At 68.1% G+C, this 14703-nt stretch carries 20 protein-coding genes; 15 read left to right on the top strand and 5 right to left on the bottom strand.

Annotated features, from left to right (window positions below; genetic code table 11):
• Window positions 1-218: 218 nt before the first annotated feature.
• From BQ8420_RS03015 to BQ8420_RS03000, 4 genes are all read right to left on the bottom strand, one after another.
• The gene (locus BQ8420_RS03015) at window positions 219-1514 is read right to left on the bottom strand and encodes a hypothetical protein (protein WP_087096261.1); all 1296 of its coding nucleotides are present in this window, start codon (window positions 1512-1514) and stop codon (window positions 219-221) included.
• Between the two features lie 498 nt (window positions 1515-2012).
• Window positions 2013-2348, bottom strand: a complete 336-nt coding sequence (locus tag BQ8420_RS03010; protein WP_087096260.1) for a hypothetical protein — start codon at window positions 2346-2348, stop codon at window positions 2013-2015.
• A 9-nt stretch (window positions 2349-2357) separates the two neighbouring features.
• Window positions 2358-2900 carry a GNAT family N-acetyltransferase gene (locus BQ8420_RS03005; RefSeq protein ID WP_087096259.1) on the bottom strand — a complete coding sequence of 181 codons (543 nt, stop codon included), beginning with the start codon at window positions 2898-2900 and terminating at the stop codon, window positions 2358-2360.
• Between the two features lie 14 nt (window positions 2901-2914).
• A complete protein-coding gene (locus BQ8420_RS03000) occupies window positions 2915-3670 on the bottom strand; it encodes a GntR family transcriptional regulator (RefSeq protein ID WP_160049268.1) in 756 nt (251 codons plus the stop codon).
• Window positions 3671-3805: 135 nt separating this feature from the next.
• Here BQ8420_RS03000 and BQ8420_RS02995 point away from each other — a divergent pair, with 135 nt between their 5' ends.
• The 13 genes from BQ8420_RS02995 (at window position 3806) to BQ8420_RS02940 (ending at window position 12730) form a co-directional block, all read left to right on the top strand.
• Window positions 3806-4369, top strand: coding sequence for a hypothetical protein (locus tag BQ8420_RS02995; protein ID WP_143847077.1), 564 nt, complete (start codon window positions 3806-3808; stop codon window positions 4367-4369).
• A 51-nt stretch (window positions 4370-4420) separates the two neighbouring features.
• The gene (locus BQ8420_RS02990; protein ID WP_087096256.1) at window positions 4421-4717 is read left to right on the top strand and encodes a hypothetical protein; all 297 of its coding nucleotides are present in this window, start codon (window positions 4421-4423) and stop codon (window positions 4715-4717) included.
• Window positions 4717-4995: a hypothetical protein gene (locus tag BQ8420_RS02985; protein WP_235005891.1), complete on the top strand. Its 279-nt coding sequence runs from the start codon at window positions 4717-4719 to the stop codon at window positions 4993-4995. Before BQ8420_RS02990 ends, BQ8420_RS02985 begins: the two co-directional genes overlap by 1 nt.
• Window positions 4992-5171: a hypothetical protein gene (locus BQ8420_RS02980; protein ID WP_087096255.1), complete on the top strand. Its 180-nt coding sequence runs from the start codon at window positions 4992-4994 to the stop codon at window positions 5169-5171. Before BQ8420_RS02985 ends, BQ8420_RS02980 begins: the two co-directional genes overlap by 4 nt.
• Window positions 5172-5281: 110 nt before the next feature.
• The gene (locus tag BQ8420_RS32990; protein WP_255404796.1) at window positions 5282-5407 is read left to right on the top strand and encodes a hypothetical protein; all 126 of its coding nucleotides are present in this window, start codon (window positions 5282-5284) and stop codon (window positions 5405-5407) included.
• Window positions 5408-5700: 293 nt separating this feature from the next.
• Complete coding sequence (locus tag BQ8420_RS02975; RefSeq protein WP_087096254.1) at window positions 5701-6105, top strand: hypothetical protein; 405 nt, start codon at window positions 5701-5703, stop codon at window positions 6103-6105.
• The gene (locus BQ8420_RS02970) at window positions 6102-6329 is read left to right on the top strand and encodes a hypothetical protein (protein WP_087096253.1); all 228 of its coding nucleotides are present in this window, start codon (window positions 6102-6104) and stop codon (window positions 6327-6329) included. Before BQ8420_RS02975 ends, BQ8420_RS02970 begins: the two co-directional genes overlap by 4 nt.
• A 113-nt stretch (window positions 6330-6442) precedes the next feature.
• Entirely contained in the window at window positions 6443-7642 is a 1200-nt protein-coding gene (locus BQ8420_RS02965; protein ID WP_087096252.1) for an ATP synthase F0 subunit B, read from the top strand.
• 616 nt (window positions 7643-8258) lie between these two features.
• Window positions 8259-8588 (top strand): hypothetical protein, encoded by a 330-nt coding sequence (locus BQ8420_RS02960; RefSeq protein WP_087096251.1) that lies wholly within the window; start codon window positions 8259-8261, stop codon window positions 8586-8588.
• Between the two features lie 34 nt (window positions 8589-8622).
• Window positions 8623-9048, top strand: a complete 426-nt coding sequence (locus BQ8420_RS02955) for a hypothetical protein (protein ID WP_143847075.1) — start codon at window positions 8623-8625, stop codon at window positions 9046-9048.
• A 7-nt stretch (window positions 9049-9055) separates the two neighbouring features.
• The gene (locus BQ8420_RS31775) at window positions 9056-9889 is read left to right on the top strand and encodes a hypothetical protein (protein WP_087096249.1); all 834 of its coding nucleotides are present in this window, start codon (window positions 9056-9058) and stop codon (window positions 9887-9889) included.
• Window positions 9890-9930: 41 nt separating this feature from the next.
• Window positions 9931-10221: a hypothetical protein gene (locus tag BQ8420_RS02945; protein WP_087096248.1), complete on the top strand. Its 291-nt coding sequence runs from the start codon at window positions 9931-9933 to the stop codon at window positions 10219-10221.
• Between the two features lie 226 nt (window positions 10222-10447).
• Entirely contained in the window at window positions 10448-12730 is a 2283-nt protein-coding gene (locus BQ8420_RS02940) for an FtsK/SpoIIIE domain-containing protein (RefSeq protein WP_087096247.1), read from the top strand.
• Between the two features lie 653 nt (window positions 12731-13383).
• On the opposite strand, the gene BQ8420_RS02935 is transcribed toward BQ8420_RS02940, so the two are convergent.
• Window positions 13384-13608 (bottom strand): hypothetical protein, encoded by a 225-nt coding sequence (locus BQ8420_RS02935; protein WP_087096246.1) that lies wholly within the window; start codon window positions 13606-13608, stop codon window positions 13384-13386.
• A 112-nt stretch (window positions 13609-13720) separates the two neighbouring features.
• On the opposite strand from BQ8420_RS02935, the gene BQ8420_RS02930 reads away from it, so the two are divergent.
• Together BQ8420_RS02930 and BQ8420_RS02925 are read left to right on the top strand one after the other, a co-directional pair.
• Window positions 13721-14083 (top strand): HIT family protein, encoded by a 363-nt coding sequence (locus tag BQ8420_RS02930; RefSeq protein ID WP_087096245.1) that lies wholly within the window; start codon window positions 13721-13723, stop codon window positions 14081-14083.
• A 42-nt stretch (window positions 14084-14125) separates the two neighbouring features.
• Window positions 14126-14608, top strand: coding sequence for a nucleoside 2-deoxyribosyltransferase domain-containing protein (locus tag BQ8420_RS02925; protein WP_235005890.1), 483 nt, complete (start codon window positions 14126-14128; stop codon window positions 14606-14608).
• The last annotated feature ends 95 nt before the right edge of the window (window positions 14609-14703 follow it).

Raw genomic sequence — 14703 nt, 5'->3', positions numbered from 1 at the left:
CCCGGCGGTACCGCCGGGCATCAGGATGCAGCCGAGCACGGTCTGTTCCAGACCCGGGTCGAACAGGGAGCGCAGGACGTCCTCGTGGTGGGGTTCGTGGTCGGTAAGGGGCAGGTCGGTGTGGGTCATACTGGAACTTCTCCATCCGTAGGCAGGGTGGGCAGGGCGACGAACCCTCGGCTACCAACCGGGTTCGTCGCCCTTTTGTGTGTTCGGGGTCAGGCGTGGGCCCCGACGGGCCCGTACCGGCGGGCGAGGTCAGGGCGGCGGACGGGGCCGTAACGGCGCAGCAGGAGGCGGCCGTGGCCGGGGTTGAGGTTCTCGCACGCCACGCAGTCGAGGGGCTCGTGGTGCTCCGAGCATCGAGAGTCGGCCTCTGTGGGCTCTGTGCGGCCCTGAGGTGCACGCTGGCGGCGCAGGAGGCTCAAGTGGTATCCGAGGTCGCCATCCTTGAATCGGCTGACGTACACGTCTGGCTGACCGATTTCCTTACCGCGGGCAAGAGCAGCATCGAGGAACTTAGCGACCAGAGCCCTAGCTTCCTCATCGGTCGCGTCGGTGCGAGAAGCCACGATTGCAGCAGCACCTTCGATGCCCCCCGGTGCCGAAGGCGACTCTTCCTCTTCTTCTGGTCCGTGACCTTCGCTCTCCGCTGCCTCAGAAGAAGAAGATTTACGCTTTGCGTTAGATGAAGATTCATGGGCTGACTGTTTGGTCATCCCATGCCCTGACTGTTTGGTCATCACCCCCCTGACTGTTTGGTCATCACCCCCCTGACCATTTGGTATCCCCCCATCTGAACTGGGATTTTGGGGAGTTGGCTGGTCCTGGACTGGGGGCTCGACCGTAGGCTCGGGCTGCTTCAGGTCCTGGGGGAGAACCCCTTCAACGTCCCCGCTGGCCTCATCGATGTAGGTCAGGTTCACCTGGACGGGGATGACCTTGTTCCTCGGACCGGTGTTGGTGATGGTGGTGACTCGGGCGGGCCGGTCGTTGTGGATCACGGTGTTGCCGAGGCCGTACCAGCACACGAGCGAGTGGGCGCGTGACCCGAGCCGCCAGCGAGAACGTGGGTTGCCGTCGCGGAAGACCCCGTCCTCTTCGGCGTACTCGTTGAAGGTCGTGCGCAGCTCTGCCAGGACTTCAGGGGTGATCTCAACGGTGTCCGCAGCCTTGAAGTTCTTGTCCTTGAGGTGCGGCTCGATCTCGGCGAAGGGGGTCCCGGTGCCGCCGAAGCAGTCCCAGGGGCCGTGGATGAAGACACGGCTTTCCTTCTGGCCTCCGTCGACGTAGGTGCGCTCCAGGACACTCACCAGGCCCATGGATTGCAGGTCAGCGAGGTAGCTGGACACCTTGTTCCTCGGGATCTCCAGGTAGGTGGAGATCAGGTCGACCTTGAAGTAGTAGCTATGCCGCTCGCCTTCGGCCATCTTGGCCATGCGCGTCAAGAGGAGCTTTCGCGGAGTGCTGCCGACCTTGAGCTGCCAGGTGTAGTCAGATGCTTTAGAGCTCATCGGGCACCCCCTGGGGGATGCCGGGGGTACCGGAGGTCTCGGAAATCACGGGTCTGCTTTCTAGACCTGGGTGACCCACTGAGCTACGCCGTCAGGACCGGAGGGGAGGACCTTGTCACCCATGTCGGGTGCAAACTGTCGTCCCTTCCTGGGTACGATGACGGTGTTGAGCTTTCCGCGTATGCGGGGGCGTAGCCAGTGAGTAGAGGTCACTTGGTTTTGGACGAGGCCCGGGTGCCAGCCCGGGCCTTCGTCATGTCTGGGGTGAGACGGCTGACTTGGGGCACCGGGAAACACCGCAGGGACCTCCTGCGTGGTGTTCGGCCCGGCACTCCGCTCAGACGGCTCGGATGAAGCTGTAACCGGCCCGGTACTTGACTCAGACGACCGTGTTTCACGACAGACGCTATCGCCTGAGTAGCGCTCAGCATGCGCTTGAGTCACACCCAGGGCCCAGAAGAACCCCCGGGCCGATTACCGCCCGGGGGTTCTTCGTTTCTAAGTCGAAACCAGCGTGATGTCCTCGCTGCTGGACCTAGGCGCCACCAACGTGTACCTGGTGTCGGTGGACAAGGATTCGAGTGCTGGCCAGTGCACCACATGGGCGGCATAGGACGCTCCCCAACCAGGGATGCCCACCCGCCAGACCGTTCCGTCGTGCCAAACAGGGCACTCCAGCCCAGGGGCCAGGGTGATCGGGTGCTCGTCCTCCAGGAACGGAGGGACGCCACGCACCACGGACTTGGGCACTTTGAACAGGAGTTCTGGCCTCGTCTGCATGACTGCGGATGGGGAGTCAGGGGAGTGCACGCTGGTGGTGCTCTCGATGATCATGTCTTCTCCTTACGGATCGCAGGTGCCTGCCACTTGTCCAGGTGCCGGGCGTGCTGGTCGTTCAAAGAGAGCGCCAGATTTGTTTCCAGTCACCGTTTCTGTTCGGACGTACTGCCATCCGCGCAGGCGGTAGAAGTCGTGCAGGTCAGGGTTCGTGCGCCACGCATCCAGGCGCACGATGTTGTAGCCGGATTCCCACGCCCATCCAGGGACCCACACGTTCATGATCCACTTCCCCACTCCGGGAGGTGCATCGTTGCGGCGTGCGAGCTTCCCCATGTAGATCACTCGCTCTGCCCGCTCCTCCGGGGTCCAGAAGGGGCCAGGGTCTTCGGCCAGGGCAACCGTGGCAATGATCTGTCCGGAGCTGATGGCGACGTAGACCTCTTTGCGGTCGATCATCACCGCCATCCGTTCAGAGGGCATCCAGTTGTGCCCCCACTGGTCGAGGCCACGCAAAGCCAAGCGCCCGCCTGCCTCGTTGAGGGTGTCGACCACGGCGGGGAGGTCATCGGTTTCTGCCAGCCTCATCGGCCATCCGTCAATCGTCATACGGCCTCTCCCTGTCAAGCGGGTAGTTCGTAGCGCAACTCGATCGTGTTTCCTGGCCATACGGTCTGGGTGATGTGGATGGGGTGGCCGTCCTGGTAGCCAGTGCGGGACTGGATCAGGACCGCAACGCCTTGACCAATCCCCAGGGACGCCGCTTCCTCAGGTGTGGGAGGGCGCCACCGGAGCGCGTCCACGTAGTGCTCGGTGACGTATCCGTGTTCAGCCATCAGTGCCAGTACCCCCTGTTTGACGTCGCCCGGGTCGAGGATCTCTGGCACCTCTCGGGCGATATCCATGGAGTAGTAGGTGGTGGCGGTGTTGCTCGGCTCTCCGTCCAACGTCCGAACCCGCCGACGTACTGCGACCGGTGTGTCTGCCTCGATCTCCAGCCACCGGGCGATCTCCTCAATGGCCTGCACAACACGGACATCGATGGCCTGACCGGGTTCGCGACCGGCCTCCTGTGTGTCGGACACCCAGGCATCCACGCCAGCGCTACGACGGCGTTCCATCTGTTCGCTGTGACTCGCGTGGATCGGCAGTACCCGGGTGTTGCGTACCTTCCGGCCTGCTCGGGTGTTGCCCGGCGTGAGTAGACCCTCGGAGACCAGCAGCTCCAGTGAGCGTCCTGCCGTGTCTCGACTGATGCCGAATTGCTTGGCCAACTCGCGCTCAGTGGGAGCGGATGCCCCCGGAGCGAGGTGACCCTCTCGAATTTGTTGCCGCACCCAGTTGGCGGGTCGGATGTACAGGGGCTCTGGCCGTGCCATCTGCGGTTTCTCCAATCCTTCTTGTTTTGGATGCCCCAAAGCTATCAAACACTTGACGCCGCCGCCAGATGCATGCTTGGATTGGGGCATCCAAAGCAGGAAAGGCCTTGGGGCCTCCACTGAAGGGGAGTACGGATGTCGATCGCAGAGGTTGCGCGGGTTGCTGGTGTCACCAGCGCTGACGTGCACCGTGTGCTCTCCCACGGCGGCCACACCCAGGCGGACTGGGCCATCGCTCACGCCATCCAGACGATCACCGGCCGTGACGCCTACGAGCTGATGCTCACCGCCGGCCGCTCCGCCGAGATCGCCGAGATCTGGGCCGACTCCCGCGCCGACGTCGCTCCGGTCGCTCCGGCCAACCCCCGCGCGGTCCACGACCCGACCGTGACCATCTACGGGGAGAACACCTCCCCCGACGAGACCCGCCAGATCGCCCCGCACCACCCCGGCGACCACGACGAAGAGATCGTCGAGGAGCAGGACGAGGCGGCCACCGCCGAACAGCTCGCCGACACCCTGTTCTCCGACCTGGCCGAGGTCACCAACTCCATCGCCACCGCCCACCTGGCCACCGGCTGGAACACCCCCGACGAAACCCGACGCGCGGTCCGCGCGGTCCTGCTCACCAACCCGGCCACTACCCGCCGTGCCCGCTACCGGGCCCAGCTCCAGCACCACCTGGCCACCGCCGCCTGAATATCTACGTCGTAAAGCTCACGCTCTGTTCCACCTGCGAAAGGACACCGCATGACGCCTCCGAACAAGGACACCGTCCACTCGATCATCAACACCCTGGGCCGAGGGATCTGGTCCTCCTCTGAGACCCCGGCCGGGCTGCTGGTCACCCTCGCCGGCACCGGCACCGACGACGTCACCGCCGCGCTCCAGGCCGCCGGCTACCTCGTCACCGAGGTGCGCTCCGACACCGTGATGGTCGGCGGTGTGGACCGTCTCGCGCTGCTGGACGCCCAGATCGCCGCGCTGACCGCGCAGCGCGACGCCCTGGCCCTCGACCGCGTCACCGCCGAGATGGGCCCGTTCTGATGGGCCCCACCACGCGGATGACCCCGCCCACGTGGCGGTGCCGGGCCTGCGACACCTACACACCGGCCACCCAGCGGGTGTGCATGGTGTGCGAGGTCCCCGCCCTGGTGACGCAACTCCTGGTCGCCATCGACCTGGCCGACACCCGATCCGGCGGTGTCCGCGCCCGGGTCGAGGAGGCCGCCGAACTGATCCACGCCGACATCGAGGCCGCACACACCGGCCGCCCCGCACCCGTCATCCCGATCACCACCGCGAACAGGAGCGTCGCCGCATGAGCCTGTTCGGATTCCGAGACAAGAACGACGACGACCACTACGAGAAGGTGCGCCGTAGCTCCAAGGCAGACCTGGCGCGAAGGATCCAGGACGCCAAGGCCGAGCTTGACCGGGGCCCTTCCTCTGCTGCTAGGAGCGCGCTCATGGACGCTGAACGGCAGCTTAAGGAGCTCTGACCCCCTGGGGTGCCCGTCTGGGCCGGATCGCGTATCACCGCGGTGCCGGCCCGGTCCGGGGGACCACCAGGGTCCACGAACATCACCTGCGAAGAAGGAGAACCACTCTCATGGGTCAGATCACGCACTCCTGGGTCGTCAACGAGGACGGCGACCAGGCCCACGGCTGGTGCTCGTGCGGCTGGAGCCAGTCCGGCGACAAGGACGCGGTCAACCGGGCCGCCAACAACCACTGAGGTAGCGCCCGCCCCCCTGGGGTGCCCGTCCCCACCAGCCCGTCGCGGCCGGTGGGGTCTGGGGGACCACCAGGGTCCACGAACACCACCTGTGAAGGAGGAAGGCATGGACTCCGGACAGGCATTCGCCGGCTTCGCGCTGGCCGTACTGCTGCCCGCGACCGTGCTCGGGATTTTGTGGATGGTCATCCACGGCTACGCCTGAGCCCACCCACGTAAACGAAGTGAGCCCGTCCGGGATACCGCCCGGGCGGGCTCTTGCACACCTGTCCACCTGCGAAGGAGATAACGAGATGTACGAGGACGAGCCTACCTTCGACGCGCTGGCCGCGATCGAGGACATGGAGATGATGCGGGCGCACAGCCCGACCTTCTGGGACACCGACGCCGCCGAGATCGTGCACGGCCACGACCCCGACGACCCGTGGAACCACCCCTCGGTGGACGTGGAGGCCGCGCTGGCCGACGGGTGGGACGACCCGGCCGAGGCGATCGAGGTCCGCGAGCTCCTGGCCGACGATGTCCGCCTCACCGGCCTGGCCGACACCCCCTACGGCCGGCCCACCGTGCGCCTCGTCGACGAACTCTTCGTTGACGAACCCACCGGTGAGGAGCTCTTCCACGACCTGGGGTTGGACCTGGTGCCTGTCACCGTCGACGGGTCCTGGCCGGCCCACACCGCTTCGGCGGCCGCGTGAGCGCGGCCCTGACCGACCTGGGCCACCTGATCGAGGACCTGCTGCTCGACAACGAGCCGGCCTTCGTCGGGTTGATCGCCGCCTACGCCGTGGCCCTGTTGGCGTTGGCCGGCCCGTCCTTGGCGCTGTGCGCCGTGGTGGGGGTGGCCCTGGTCGCCGACCAGGTCGAGGCCGAGGACGACTGGGCCCGCCTGGCCCTGCGCACCGAGGACCGCTGCCAGTGAACGACACCCATCGACTGATTCTGGTCGGCACCGCGGTCGCGGTGCTGGCCCTGGTGCTGCTCGCCCTGAGCTGAGCGCCCACACCGAACACACGACCTGGAAGGAATGACCTCATGACGCTGCCCACCCTCAGAGGAACGGACACCCGCCGCCAGGAGCCCATCGACCCGGTCCGGGTCCTGGCCGGGGTGCTCGCCGCGGGGTCGGTGATCTTCACCGGCTGGAAGATCTGGGACCTGATCGCCGGCCCCGGAGCCGGACTGCTGATGCACGGGGTCGGTGTGGCCTCCGGTCTGGCCGTGGAATCGGCCTGGCTGATGCTGCTGGCCCTGGCCTACCAGCAGGCCACCCGCACCGGACAGGTGAGCCGGTGGGTGACCATCGCCGGGTGGGTCCTGGCCATCGGCGCGGCGGGAATCCTCGCCGCCCACGGGGTGCAGTCCACCTCCTGGGTGATGGCGCTGCTGGGGGTGCTGCCGCTGATGGCCAAGACCGCCTGGCACGGGCTCACCCACATCCGGGCCCTGGAGACCCAGGAGCGGGTGAAGGTCGCCGACCAGGACCGTGAGCAGGCCGAGCGCGTCGAGGCCGAGCGCGAGAAGGAGGCTGCCCGTATCGAGGCGCAGCACGCCGAGCGGGAGCGGGCCCTGTCCACGGGGCTGACCCCCGAGCAGGAGGAGGAGCTGGCGCAGATTCGCCGTCAGGCCGCCTACGCCCGAGCCAAGGCCACCGCCGAGTCGGAGCTGACCACCGCCGAGGCCGATGCGGACCGTGAGCGTCAGCAGGCCGAAGCTGAGTCCGAGCGCATCCGCCGGCAGGCCGAGTCCCAGCTGCGCCAGGAGGCCGTGCAGAACAAGACCGAGGAAGAACTGGCGGTGTTGGAGGCCAACGCCCGGTTGGTCAAGCGTCGCCAGGAGGTGGAGGTCGAGCTGGAGCTGACGCGCCCCTACGCGCTTCCCTCCGGCACCGGTGCCCGGGTGCCCGATGACGCCTCCATGCTCAACCCGGGTGGACCCGGCACCCCCGGCAGCTTCGTGGCCTCTGGTGCCGGGTTCGGTGGGGCGATGGTCGCCACGAGCGCGACGGCCGCGCACATGGGCGGCTCTGACCAGCAGATGCCGCAGGTGCCGGGTGCGGTGGTGCACCACTCCTCAGCCGAGGCCGAGGTCAACCGTGCGCGGGTGGCCCAGGTCTTCAAGGTCTTGGAACAGGCCACCGGGGAGGCTCCCAGTATCGCGGCGGTGGCGCGTGGTGCCGGGGTCTCCGACCGTGCTGCCGGGCGTCACCTTCGTGCTGCCGGTCTGATCGATTGACCCGCCCTACCGGGCGCCCTGTGCACCCTTCCTGGGGTGTGCGGGGTGCCCGCCACCCGCCCCGGCGGGTGCGCACACCCACCCGGACCGTCCTTCCGGGTGGGTGTGCGCACCACTCCGGGCCGGTGCCCGTGTGAACCGGCGACACCCCCGCACGGGGGTGAACCGGCGCCATGCGAGCCGGCCGTCCTGGTGCTTGTTCGAGCACACCCCCTGCCACCTGAGAAGGAGCACGTATCGACCCACCCACCGCGCACCACAGTCGGGCCCCGCCGAAGGGGCTGACCTGGGGCCGCCACCCGCATACGGGTGGCGGCCTCCTTGCGCCACCATCACCGTCCCGACCGCGACCAGCGATCAGGGTCTGACCTGCTTGTTCATCACACACGTATTGGAGGGGCCGATGGGTGCCCTGCCTGACCGTGAGCCCCTGGTGGGGGCTCAACCATCCAAGAGCCCCGACCAGGCGCCGCCGTTGTTCGCGGTGCCCGGGCGCCCGATCGCGGCCCCTGCGCCCCGGCCCGAGCCGGTCACGCCACCGGCGCCCGAACCCGAACCCGAATCCGAACCTGTATCCGCACCTGGTTCTGCGGTTGATCCGCAGGAGCAGGAGGAGGTGGCGCACGAACAGGAGGAGCCGTCCGGGGAGCGGTTGCGGGTCTGGTTCCAGGGCCACATGGAGGGGTTGGACGTGTGGTCCAAGCCCATCCCGCCGCTGGGCCAGATCTGGGAGAAGGCCCTCAAGGGCGACCATTTGCCGGCCTCGCCGGTGTGGCGCCTGGGTGAGATCGCCCGCCTGGTGGTGTCGCTGCCCCTGTCGGCGGCCGCTTACCTGTTGGCGTTCTCGCTGGTCTCGGCGCCGCGCACGGTGGGGCTGTTCGTGGTGGCCATCGCCGCCTGGACGGTGGTCTCCACGTTGGTCTCCGCTGTTGTCGAGCTGCTCTGAAAACCCCCTGTGAGCTGGAGGAAGTATGTATTTCGTGACCGCTGCGGGTCTGTTCTGGGCCGCGTGGATCTGTAACAAGAAGTGGGGCAAGCACTGGTGGCTGCCCCTGTCGCTGGCGGCGTTGGGGTCGCTGGCCCTGGCCGCCTCCACGGTCGGTGACTGGATGGGCTCGATCATGCTCATGGCCGCGCAGATGGCCGCCGGTGCGCTGGGCGGCATCTTCGGCGGTGGCATCTCCGGTGTGATGGTGCTGGGTGTGTTCGCGCTGATCGGCACGATCGTCATCGTCGCCGACGTGATGGTCGACCACACCTGCAACAAGTACGCCATCGCCTCCTTCGTGCTCACCCCGGTCGCGGCGATGTACGCCGGCGGCATCATCGGGTCGCTGCACGGGGGTCTGCGCGATGCGGGTTCGGGTGCGGCCACGGGGCTGATGAACGCCCTGATCGGGGGCTGAGGCCGACATGGATCCGTTCACCGCGTTGATCCTGGCGTCCCTGGTCACCTGGGGCACGGCCGGGTCGGGCATCAAGGACACCGCCGCCATCGTCAAGGGCCAACCCCCGCCCTCACACGCCCTGCGCATGGCCCGGATGGAGGATCGCCGGGCCCGGGCCAAGGCCAAAGACAAACAGAAGGTCATCAAGCCGGTGAGGCACCGGCGCATCACCCTGTCGGACCTGCTCGTGCACTGGTGGGAAGACGGCCTGGAGAGCGCCGACGAGTGGCGGGCCAACCGGTATCTGAGCCGCGATGAGCGCAAGGCCAAACGCAAGCAGTTCCTGGACAACAGGAAAGCGCAGATCAAACGTGGCTACGCGCTGCTCAAGGAGCGCGGTACCAAGCGGTTCGGGGCCGAAGAAGACGTCTGGGCCGCCGACACGGACTCGGGCGCCCCCGACGAGGGGGCGCTGCCTGAAGGGGCCGGCGACAACGTCATCCCGTTGCGACCCGCCCCGACCACACCGAATGAAACGAACAACGAGAAGGAGATTCCGATGGAGTTGTTGCTGGGCGACAAGGCCACCTACACCGCCCATGACCAGGCGCTGGGCCAGTACCACACCTACTTCGCCGAGCTGGTGGACCGGGTGGAGCAGATCACCGCTCGGGCCACCGTCAAGAAGGTGAGCAAGGAGACCGTCGCGTTGGGCGACGTCGCGGTCGAGCAGTTGGGCACGGTGCGCGAGAAGGCGGTCGCGGCCCGCACCCACTTGCAGCAGGCTCACCAGGGCGTCGCCGAGCAGCGCAAGGCGTCCGGCAACAGCCAGGTCGACGCCGACGACGTCCAGGAATAACCCCACCTTCGAGCACACACCAGGAGAGGAACACAGAACAGATGAGCACGTTGAGCGAGGACCTGCGGGTGCTGAATGAGGCCATCACGACCAGCGAGCGGTCAGTGGGCCCGCATATGGAGATCGTCGAGGAGCAGATGCGTGCGGCCAAGGTGAGCGGGGATCCGCTCACGGCCATGGCCGAGCTGCGCGAGGCCGCCCAGGACGTGGCCGAGCAGCTGAAGGCCTTCGCCGAAGCCCTGCGCGCGGAGGGTCAGACCGTGGGTCAGGCCCACTCCGACTCCCCTGACGCGGCCCGCTCGGGCGAGTACTACGACCCCGACGACGACTGAGAACGGGCCCTGCCCAGCATGGTCGGGGGGGTCGGTGGCAGGGCGCCACCGACCCCCCGTTTCATGCACGCACAGTGATCGGATTTGGGCGCCCGAACGTAAGATTCGGGCGCCCAAATACCACCACAAACTCGCACATTGCGGGCACCCGAACGGGCGTATCCCCAGGACAAGAGGGGGTGCGCCGATTCGGGCGCCCGAGACAGAAAAGAAACGGAGCGTCACCATGCCCGCGTCCATCACCCTCACCCTGCCCACCAAGAACGGCCGCTCGACCAAGCCCGCCACGTCCCTCTCCTCGACCTCTGCCAGGGGTGCCGCGCCGCTGGGATCTGGGGGGCAGGAGATGGCCCCGGAGGGGTGGCCGGCCCGGATCTGGAACGCTTTGGTGCGCCCGGGCGGCGACAGCCTGCGCCTGATGTACCGGCACGTGCTCGCCCCCTGGTACTGGGGCGCCGGTTGTTTGGGAGCCATCGCCGTGCACGTGGGGATGGCCGCCCAGGCGGGCCTGACCCCGCTGGGGTCGGTGGCCCTGGCCGTGCTCGGTGCCGGCAGCACCGCGGCCTTGGCGCCGAAGGTGCTGGGCACCAAGAAGGCCGCCAAGAGGTGGCCGCACGCCGCTGACTGGGTGGCGCGCGAGCCGGGCCATGCTCGGGTGGTGGCGGGTGTGGCGGCGATGTTCGCGGTGTTGTGCGCGGCCGCGGCCCCCGACACCGTCCAGGGGTGGGCCACCACCACCGCGGCCGGGACCTTGACGTTGATGGGGTGCGCGGCCCGCTATTGGCAGTACCACCGTCACCACACGGCGGTGGTGCGGCCTGACGCCGCCACCGGCGCAGCGGAGCCCTCCACGGTCGATGAGAGCCCCGAGCAGTTGTGCGCCCGGGTGCGTGGGCGGTGGAACTCGCGGGTGGGGTGCGAGGGCGGCATCCTGCCCGGCGCCCAGCTGAGCATCCGCCCCGCCCCGGCCGGGGCCGGGGGCACCGTGCAGTTGGTGCCGGGCAAGCAGGACCTGGCCAGTGTGGAGATGGTCAGCGGCAAGATCGCCTCCGCTTTGGGGGTGGCCAAGAAGTTCCTGGTGTTCGAGGATCACGAGCCCGAAGACGATTCTGAGCCGGACCCGGCCATCATCAGCGTGCAGATCATGTCCGCTCGGGTGCGCTCACGGGTCTACCCGTTGGGCGAGTACCAGTTGGTGCATCGGCGCGGGGACCTGACCACGTTGACCGTGGGCGGGGTGGTGGACGGCTCGGAGATGGCCGAATGGCTGCTTTATGACGATTCGGGGATCAAGCACGGCTACGTCACCGGCACCACCGGCGCCGGTAAGTCGGTGTTGGTGGACACCCTGGTCATCGGTGCGCTGGAGACCGGCGTCACCTCGGTGCTCTACATCGACCCCAAAGGCAACTCCTCACCGCGTCTGGCCCAGCACGCGCACGTGTCGGTGGTCAGCGACGACCCCAAGCGGTGGCACCGGGTGCTGGACGGGGTGTTGGAAGGCATGGCCATCCGCAAGGCCCTGGTGGAGGCCGGTATCACCAACTCCTCCAAGTTCGTGGCCAGCCCCGAATTTCCTGGGATTTTGATCGTCATCGACGAGATCCACCGTTTGACCGCAGACCCCGAAATCGTCGCCAAGCTGCTCTACATCGCCCGCGAAGGAAGGTCGCTGGGGTTCGGGCTTTTGTTGGCCTCCCAGGGTTACACCGCCGGGGATTTCGGCGGCTCGACCATGCTGCGGGGTCTGGTCACCGGCGCCAACGCCATCGCGCTCAAGCTCGACAAGGACCAGGGCAACTCCTACTACCAGGACTTCGGTCTGAACCCGAACAAGTTGTTGCCCGACCCCAACCTGGTCAAGAAGCTGCCAGGCGGCAAGGCGATCAAGCCCTACGCGGGTTTCGCGGTCTCCAAGGTTTTGGGCAAGGTCATGATGCGCACCCTGTTCGCCGACGAGGACGGCCGCGAGGAGCGCATGGCCGCGGCCAAGGCCGGCGCGGTGCAGGGGATGGATGAGGCCACCTACGGGGCCATCGACACCGGATCCGATCATCTGCTCTCCCGGGCCGACGTCGAGCGCGAGGCCAACCGGGCCGCGGCCGCCGCTCGGGTCGAAGCGGCCCGGTTGGCCGGGCGGGCCGCCATGAGCGGCGCACCGATGCCCACCCCTGATCCGGCCCAGGCCGCTTCCCCGCCGGCCACACCGGCCGGGGGTTCGGTGGGGCCGGTGGCTCCGGTCATCGATCTGGAGGCGCTGCGCAACGGGGTGGGTCGCACCACCACCGCTCAGGTCGGGGTCGAACCCACAAGCGGGTCGGTGGCTGAGCGGGCCGTGTTGGAACTGCTCGGGCACGGGCCGCGCACCCGCGCCCAACTCATCCGGGCCCTGTCCGGGCGGGAGGGGTGCGGCGAGACCAACGTCAAGCACGCCCTGCGAGCCCTGGCCGAGGCGGGCCGGATCGGGCGTACCCGCGATTCGCAGAAGGCCCCCTGGGCCCTGAACTGATCACTCAGGGTGCTCGAACCTCGGGTGCCCGAACGAGAGATTCGGGCACCCGAATACCACCACAAACCCCCGCATTGCGGGCACTCGAACCGGCGTATCCCCAGGTCGATGGGGGGTGCGTGGGTTCGGGTGGTGTGCACCCGAACCCGTTTCCCCTCACTCGACGTAATTCGCCGCTTTGCCCCCGACCCAGATCCGCCTTCTGTAGCAAGGAGCCACCCGATGACCACCACGACCACCACCGCGCCGATCACCCTGCCCCACAAGCGCGACGGCCTCTACGTGATCATGCGCACCGACTAGTACGCCCGGACGTTGGCTCTGACCGCCCCGCAACGAAGAGTTGCGGGGCGTGCGGGGGGACCGTCCGGTCCACCACACGCGAAAGACGGCCCCACCCGATTCGCCTGGCAGCGGGGTGGGGCCGTCGCTCTCCCTACAGAGAGGACACCGATCGTATGCGCTTGTCCGCCCCCCACGCCACGCTCGACCCGGTGCTGTCCGACCGGCAGTGCCCGGTATGCGGGGACTGGTACGACCCCTCCGACCCCGGCCCCTCCCACCCGCACAACAACCACTGAGCCGCCACCGGCCCCGAACACGGTTGTGGCCCCGAGGAACACCTCGGGGCCACACGCAATCGGTCGTCGATCTCAGGTGTTGGTGCGGTCCTTGCGCCATCCCTGGCCGGGGCGATCTCGCGCCCAGGTGGTGATGGTGCTGCGCAGCCACAGAGGCGACTGGCCCGCACGGCCGTCGGGGTCGGGCAATCCTCCGCGTGCCCGGTAGCGGCGCACGGAGGCGACCTTCACCCCCAGGTGCTCGGCGATGTCGACGATCTCCAGGTAGGGGTCGTCGGGGTCGTCGGAGTTGATCATGCACCCAAAATACGTTGTCACTACGGTGTTGACAAGCTGGGGCGAGCGGCTTACGTTGTCATCACCGTAGTGACAACGTGCGTTGGGGGACACCCCCCGGACTGGAGACCCCATGAACTGCGTTTTCTGTCGAATCGCCGACGGCACCGCCCCCGCCACCGTCGTCCGCCAGTGGCCCGACGCCCTGGCCATCCGCCCCCGCTCCGGAGGCGTGAACGACGGACACCTCATGGTCATCCCCCGCACCCACGTGCAGGACGCCGGCGTCGATGCGGCCGTCACCGCCGCCACCATGGCCCGCGCCGCCGAACTGATGGCCCAACTCCCGACCGCGAACCTGATCACCTCCAAGGGCGCCGCCGCCACTCAGAGCGTGTTCCACCTGCACGTGCACGTGGTCCCCCGCGCGGCCGGCGACGATCTGCCGCTGCCCTGGACCCCCCAGCACGAGGCGCGCGCCGCCGCCAAGCGGTAAGACCCCCCACCCCCAAGCACACCTCGCACGAAGGAGCCCCTGGTGACCACCCAGCTGATCATGGCCCGCGAGACCTACCCGGCCACCGGCCCCAGCGTGTTCCTGGCCGGCCCCACCCCCGACAAGCGCACCCCGGTCCCCTCCTGGAGGCCCCAGGCCCTGGACCTCCTCACCGGCCTGTGGGCCGGCCCCGAGACGCTGACCGTCCTGTCCCCCGAATCGCGGGACGGGGTCCGGGCCCAGCGCTACGAGCACCAGGTCGACTGGGAGACCGCCGCCCGCGCCGACGCCGACGCGATCCTGTTCTGGATCCCCCGCGACCTGCGCACCATGCCCGCCATGACCACCAACGTGGAGTTCGGTTTGGACGCCCCCACGGGCCGCGCGGTCCTGGGATGCCCTCCGGATTGCGCCAACCCCGAGCGCAACCGCTACCTGATCTACGTGGCGAAGCGCTTCGGCGCTCCGGTCCGAACGAGCCTGCGCGAGACCGCGGCCGCCGCCTTGGCCCTCATCTCCGGTTGATCCCTGCACTCCTCCCCGCCGGGGGAGGGGTGCAGAGGCCACCCGGCCCACGCCACACGAAGGCGTACGAGGAAAGCAGACAGCCCGCCCCGGCA

It is taken from the genome of Nocardiopsis sp. JB363 (genome assembly GCF_900143625.1).
GTDB lineage: Bacteria > Actinomycetota > Actinomycetes > Streptosporangiales > Streptosporangiaceae > Nocardiopsis.
The sequence above is the reverse complement of the archived record's forward strand: the minus strand, read 5'-3'. Positions and strand labels throughout refer to the sequence as shown.

Excerpts from the sequence above, each read along its gene's own strand:
- BQ8420_RS03015 (WP_087096261.1), bottom strand. The coding sequence starts at position 1,514 with ATGAGCTCTAAAGCATCTGACTACACCTGGCAGCTCAAGGTCGGCAGC.
- BQ8420_RS03010 (WP_087096260.1), bottom strand. The coding sequence starts at position 2,348 with ATGATCATCGAGAGCACCACCAGCGTGCACTCCCCTGACTCCCCATCC.
- BQ8420_RS03005 (WP_087096259.1), bottom strand. The coding sequence starts at position 2,900 with ATGACGATTGACGGATGGCCGATGAGGCTGGCAGAAACCGATGACCTC.
- BQ8420_RS03000 (WP_160049268.1), bottom strand. The coding sequence starts at position 3,670 with ATGGCACGGCCAGAGCCCCTGTACATCCGACCCGCCAACTGGGTGCGG.
- BQ8420_RS02995 (WP_143847077.1), top strand. The coding sequence starts at position 3,806 with ATGTCGATCGCAGAGGTTGCGCGGGTTGCTGGTGTCACCAGCGCTGAC.
- BQ8420_RS02990 (WP_087096256.1), top strand. The coding sequence starts at position 4,421 with ATGACGCCTCCGAACAAGGACACCGTCCACTCGATCATCAACACCCTG.
- BQ8420_RS02985 (WP_235005891.1), top strand. The coding sequence starts at position 4,717 with ATGGGCCCCACCACGCGGATGACCCCGCCCACGTGGCGGTGCCGGGCC.
- BQ8420_RS02980 (WP_087096255.1), top strand. The coding sequence starts at position 4,992 with ATGAGCCTGTTCGGATTCCGAGACAAGAACGACGACGACCACTACGAG.
- BQ8420_RS32990 (WP_255404796.1), top strand. The coding sequence starts at position 5,282 with ATGGGTCAGATCACGCACTCCTGGGTCGTCAACGAGGACGGCGACCAG.
- BQ8420_RS02975 (WP_087096254.1), top strand. The coding sequence starts at position 5,701 with ATGTACGAGGACGAGCCTACCTTCGACGCGCTGGCCGCGATCGAGGAC.
- BQ8420_RS02965 (WP_087096252.1), top strand. The coding sequence starts at position 6,443 with ATGACGCTGCCCACCCTCAGAGGAACGGACACCCGCCGCCAGGAGCCC.
- BQ8420_RS31775 (WP_087096249.1), top strand. The coding sequence starts at position 9,056 with ATGGATCCGTTCACCGCGTTGATCCTGGCGTCCCTGGTCACCTGGGGC.
- BQ8420_RS02945 (WP_087096248.1), top strand. The coding sequence starts at position 9,931 with ATGAGCACGTTGAGCGAGGACCTGCGGGTGCTGAATGAGGCCATCACG.
- BQ8420_RS02940 (WP_087096247.1), top strand. The coding sequence starts at position 10,448 with ATGCCCGCGTCCATCACCCTCACCCTGCCCACCAAGAACGGCCGCTCG.
- BQ8420_RS02935 (WP_087096246.1), bottom strand. The coding sequence starts at position 13,608 with ATGATCAACTCCGACGACCCCGACGACCCCTACCTGGAGATCGTCGAC.
- BQ8420_RS02930 (WP_087096245.1), top strand. The coding sequence starts at position 13,721 with ATGAACTGCGTTTTCTGTCGAATCGCCGACGGCACCGCCCCCGCCACC.